We start from the raw sequence: 5,053 nt of genomic DNA on the forward strand, positions 1-5,053 counted from the left end.
ACTTGTCAGATGCAGCGGATTTGTGCATGGGATTTTGGTCCCACCTAGCCCCGGATGACCCACACTGACTCGAAAAACCCCGCCTTTCCAAACGCCCCGCAAAAACAGCCCAACAGGGGCTTGCATGGGAGTGAGGGATTGTTTCCTTACTCTCCCGGCAAAAGCCGCACACAGGCCCACACAGGTGGGACAGCGGAGGACCATCCGGCTTTGCTGCCTACCGGTCTTCGGGATTCCTTCTTTTTCTGGGCTCATCCCCAAAGTCTTTTTCTTTGTTTATGCGGCGCAGTTTTTGCATAAGGCGATCATCCCTTCAGTCCCATAATAATGTTCCATAGAACATTATTATGGGACCATAGAATCCTTCTCTTTTTCTTCTCGTCTCTGCAATAGAATGCACTTTCTCAAGCTGCCTCAAAATTGGTCCAAATCGGCGTTGCTATGAGTTTGGGTATTGTTTCCCTACCTCGACCGGGAAAGCCTCACACAAGCCCACACAGCCGGTCACGCAGGGCGTTCCTGCTTAGCTTTCGTACCCGATGCTTTCTCCCTCTGCACACCCAGGGATATTTTCTCCAACTGCCGCTGGTAGAATTGCTCCACCGCTTCCTGGATCGGGCGGAGGATGAAGAGAAGATTTCCATTTCGCTTTTGACCGAACTTTGTGGTGATGCTGGTTGGCTCTGTGGTGATCAACCCTCGGTCTTCCAGCATCCGCACATATTTTCGCACCGTATTGGTGCTCATTCCAGTAGCCTTCCCAATGGTTTTGAAACTTGGCCAGCACTGATAAGTACTTCTGTCCTCGCAGAAAAGCAGATAGGAATATACTGCCAGCTCTCCCGGTGAGAGACCAAGCAGGAACACTTCATTTGGTACTGGAAAAAAGTTTTTGATTGGATCACGTTTCGACCACTTCTGATGCTTCACTGAATCCCTCCTTCTGTATGGTGCTGCACCCAGGCTATGAACTGCTCCTTCGGGACAACCATCCGGTTGCCGATCTTCAGGATAGGGAAATCCGCTTCGTGCATCAGCTCATAGACCGTGGATGGAGCAACACCCAACACCTTTGCCACTGTTTCAGCATTCAGAAACAACGGCAGCTCATCATAACTTTTGTAGGTAGACTCTTTCATACAACATTCCTCCTTTCCGACTGCAAAAGAAAAAGACATACACACCTTTCCTGAGCAACACAACAACAGCACCTTACCCGGTACTTACAGTGTTATTCAGTTTGGTATGTATGTCTGATCTGTTTGATCGACTAAAAAATGCTGGTAGTACACCAGCTATAATTAGAACAAACGTTCTTTACTTGCATTGTAACATGATCTGTTTGAACTTGTCAAGAGTGCTCTGTATAGACTTGGAAAGATTTCAATCGAAAAAACGAGGAGAGACCAGCCTCTGCTGATCTCTCCTCTTCGATGGCATATCGATATGGTAGAGCCAATATTAAACCTACAGATCCTGATCTGTCCACATCTCACACTGGCTCATAACCGTCTGCATTGCATCTTCCATCCCCTCCGGTGGATACTTGTGCTCTTTTCAGCAGATATTGTATTAAACGTCATATACCATACGATCATATGGACACCCTGAAATACAATTTCCTCTCCTCTAATTAATTATTTTTCACATAGTTGCACTGGACCCAGTTCATGAATCCTTATGCTGATGTATTGGGGAGTATGCTGTATATTAAACGGTATGATTTGTCTATATTTAATATTCAATTCATTTTTACATACAAAAACAAAATGTAAAATACCGTCTTGTGAACACTGTTCCTCAGTCAAAATAATTGATAAAGATCCATCAACAGGAATATTCTCCCCCGCTTTGTAAAAGGGAATTTGCGGAATTTGGTCATAATAATATAGTTTTCCATAATCATGATAATCATGTATATATCTTCCATTTGTCACTTTCAATGTTAACTTAGCTATTTCACTGCTGCCTTCTGGAACAGGCAGTGGAATCTTAATCTCCCAAATACCGTGTATATCTCTCTGGCTATCACCACAGGGGGTGGTTACATCATAAAGATAAAATTGTGGTCTGTATAATAATTCCTTTTCTTCCCAGCGATATTTTTCTTCTCGCTCTCTCATTTCGTTATGAAGTTGCTTATTTTGAAATACTGAAACAGCTCCTAATAAAAAACTTCCCAAAAAACCAAGCACTGATCCATAAAAGGATAACGCATCTGAAGCTTCCCACTTCATCTGAAACAATTTAACAGGAGCAGGTGTTTTATACAAATGGTTGATTAGTAATGGTACAAATCCGAAAAGGCATATTATACTCACAATAACCATTATTGCCTTTACTTTATGTTTGGTAATCCAGCTTAACATAAGACTCTCCTTTGGAATTGGAAGAACAACTTTCTCATCGAACTATTCCTCATCTTTAAGGAAATCGTCAATAAATGCGTCAGCACTTGGAAATTGACTTTCTACTAAATTAAGCAAGCGAGTTATATAATCTCCATAATCCTCAGGCAAAAGCTGAATGATTTTTTTGAATGTGGGGGGAATTACAAACATAATGGCCGGATTACCAGTGGTAACATAAAGAACAATGTAATTTTCATTACTTTTGCAATAGAAACTTCTTTCTCTATCAAACTCATATGTGCGCTCAAGCTTTCCTGATATAGCTCCTGTTATTGCCAAAAGACCACTATCACCCTCCATCCAATTCATGTTCTGGCACAGATGAGTAGTCGAATCCAAGTACTCCCATTTAATCAAGTTGTCTTTTGTCATTTTAGTCAACTTTTCAATAAAATTAATATACTTTTTCTCAACCATGTTTAATATCCTCCTTTTTGGATAAGCGACCAGATAGGGTTGAAAGATAATTACAAACCTTGTTAAAATCAACTTTCGAGGCATCTTTTTTGAGAAGTCTCACGAAATTCCATAATGTAATTTTCTCCCATAATGGAAGTATTTCAGAAAACTTCATACGATATTCCTCAATATTTTGAAGAATACTTTTTAGAATGGCATCTGTTTTGATTCCATCTTCTATAATACTTTGCTTATGACCTTCAAATACCTTTTTAAACGCTGTTCGCTCTCTATTGTATAAATTTGTCGTATCATTATATTTTAGTATCTTGCTAATATTAGCAGTCCTGATTGTTACAAAAATTGTTAAGACAAAACTAACAATCCCCGCTAAAGAAGTGATACCAAGGACAATTTCGTTTGTGCCAAAAAACTTAAAGAAACTGTAAATCACCCGGTACTCACCTCACTTCAACCGCTCACACAGCGGCAGCAGCTGCTCCAGTTTTTCAACGATGCGTTTTTGCTCAGATAGAGGAGGCAACGGAAATGCTATCTGAGACAATATTTCTATATTGATATTTTTTTGTGCTGTTGAACGAGATAGTTTACCGAGAATGGTTTTATAGCACATAAGTCCATACATAAAAAATTCATTCGACACGATGGGCTTATAGGCATTAAAGCCTACTACACTATCTGGAAAGCATCCGTCAAAGTCCAAAATTGCAACATCGCCAATATTTGCTGCAATAGTAAGACAAACTGTACCAGAAGGCCAGAGTCTACTTTGCTCAACACCTTCTTGATTGTACATGGCTGACCAACACAAAATATGGCCATTAGCGCGGGCAACATCTCCAGTCTGAATAAAAGGAACTGTTCCATTTACGAACAGACTGGGGTCGTTCCTTGGCCGCTTTTGGGATCGTCCGCGACTTAATTCTCCAATTTGTTGCAACCTCACCCACTTCCAACTCTCCGGAATCTCAAACGGCTTTTCATCCTCTGTGATTTCGGGCAGGTTTTTTTCTTTCTTGATCTTCTTCTCCGCAATCAGGCGCCGTTTTTCCTCCTGAATCTGTGCAAAGAGTTCTTCCGCTGTACCTTCTTCGGGGCGCTGTTCCACCAGCTTGCCCTGGATGGCGTACTGCAGGAGGGATTTTTTCATATCCTCCGGGAAACGGGTGTTGAACTGCTCCAGCTTGCTCCACGTCTGCTCGTAGCGGTCGAGATAGGGCAGCAGCTCCTCGATTTTGGCAACAATCCGCTTTTGCTCGGCAAGGGGTGGGAGTGGGAGCGCACACATTGAAAGATAATCCTTGTGTATTCTCTGTTGGCCCGCTGTTCCAGTAAAAGATTTTACTCCAGTTTCAATAAAGTAGGCAGACTTAAAAAACCATAACAAAAAATCTCGTGACAGCAAATCATTTATTACTCGAACAATGGATAGCTCGGTTGTGCCAGCACCATACCCATTTTTCAGATCGCGAAAAATGACAGATTTTCTATTTTGAAAACATGGTGTGATTTTAGCAATGCCAATATCTCCATCAGCAAAATGAGTGAAGCCCTTCTTGATATCTCTCCATTTTTTTATCTCAAAGGAATGGTTGTTACGATAACCATCATCTATCAATGCCATAGGGATAAAAGAAACTTCAAGTTCATCCGATAAATCATTTTTGGGATTTAAGCATATAATTTCTCGAACCCTCACCCACTTCCAACTCTCTGGAATATCAAAGGGCTTTTCATCCTCCGTGATTTCGGGCAGCGGCTTTTCTTTCTTGATCTTCTTCTCGGCAATCAGCCGCTGTTTTTCCTGCTGAATCCGGGCAAAAAGTTCCTCAGCAGTACCTTCTTCGGGGCGCTGTTCTACCAGCTTACCCTGAATGGCAAGCTGCAAAATGCTGTTTTTCAGTTCCTGTGGGGTCATTCGGCACTCCCTCCCAACAGACTGGTGATCTCCGCCAGCACCCGGTCAATCTCTGCATTGAGGGAGGCACGCTGCTCCTCATACCGATGAATCAAATCCATAGGGGCCAGGATTTCTTCCTCCTCATGGGGATAACCACACTGATCGAGGTTGTAACCCAGTTCCTCGGTGAGCTGCTGGACAGTGAACTTTTTTGCCTTGTCAAAGCCCTCCTCGGTAATCTCCTGCCGGTCATTCCACCAATCCAATACCGGCTGGAAATGCTCCAGTTTCATCGGCTTGGTTTTGGAGAAGTGCTTATAGC

6 protein-coding genes and 1 pseudogene are annotated in these 5,053 nt (G+C 42.4%); all 7 read right to left on the bottom strand.

Annotation, left to right across the window (positions count from 1 at the left end):
* Nucleotides 1–504: 504 nt before the first annotated feature.
* Nucleotides 505–930 carry a helix-turn-helix domain-containing protein gene (locus H9X81_RS11375; protein ID WP_204722136.1) on the bottom strand — a complete coding sequence of 142 codons (426 nt, stop codon included), beginning with the start codon at nucleotides 928–930 and terminating at the stop codon, nucleotides 505–507.
* Complete coding sequence (locus H9X81_RS11380) at nucleotides 927–1,139, bottom strand: helix-turn-helix domain-containing protein (RefSeq protein WP_204722138.1); 213 nt, start codon at nucleotides 1,137–1,139, stop codon at nucleotides 927–929. Before H9X81_RS11380 ends, H9X81_RS11375 begins: the two co-directional genes overlap by 4 nt.
* A 498-nt stretch (nucleotides 1,140–1,637) precedes the next feature.
* Complete coding sequence (locus H9X81_RS11385) at nucleotides 1,638–2,369, bottom strand: hypothetical protein (protein ID WP_204722140.1); 732 nt, start codon at nucleotides 2,367–2,369, stop codon at nucleotides 1,638–1,640.
* A 42-nt stretch (nucleotides 2,370–2,411) separates the two neighbouring features.
* Complete coding sequence (locus H9X81_RS11390; RefSeq protein ID WP_204722142.1) at nucleotides 2,412–2,828, bottom strand: hypothetical protein; 417 nt, start codon at nucleotides 2,826–2,828, stop codon at nucleotides 2,412–2,414.
* A complete protein-coding gene (locus H9X81_RS11395) occupies nucleotides 2,821–3,264 on the bottom strand; it encodes a hypothetical protein (RefSeq protein WP_204722144.1) in 444 nt (147 codons plus the stop codon). The genes H9X81_RS11390 and H9X81_RS11395 overlap by 8 nt, the downstream gene beginning before the upstream one ends.
* A 12-nt stretch (nucleotides 3,265–3,276) precedes the next feature.
* Complete coding sequence (locus H9X81_RS11400; RefSeq protein WP_204722146.1) at nucleotides 3,277–4,749, bottom strand: restriction endonuclease subunit S; 1,473 nt, start codon at nucleotides 4,747–4,749, stop codon at nucleotides 3,277–3,279.
* Nucleotides 4,746–5,053, bottom strand: a pseudogene (locus H9X81_RS11405) (SAM-dependent methyltransferase); the annotation flags it as partial. The pseudogene H9X81_RS11405 and the gene H9X81_RS11400, both read right to left, overlap by 4 nt.

This window comes from Hydrogenoanaerobacterium saccharovorans, from assembly GCF_016901815.1.
GTDB lineage: Bacteria > Bacillota > Clostridia > Oscillospirales > Ruminococcaceae > Avimicrobium > Avimicrobium caecorum.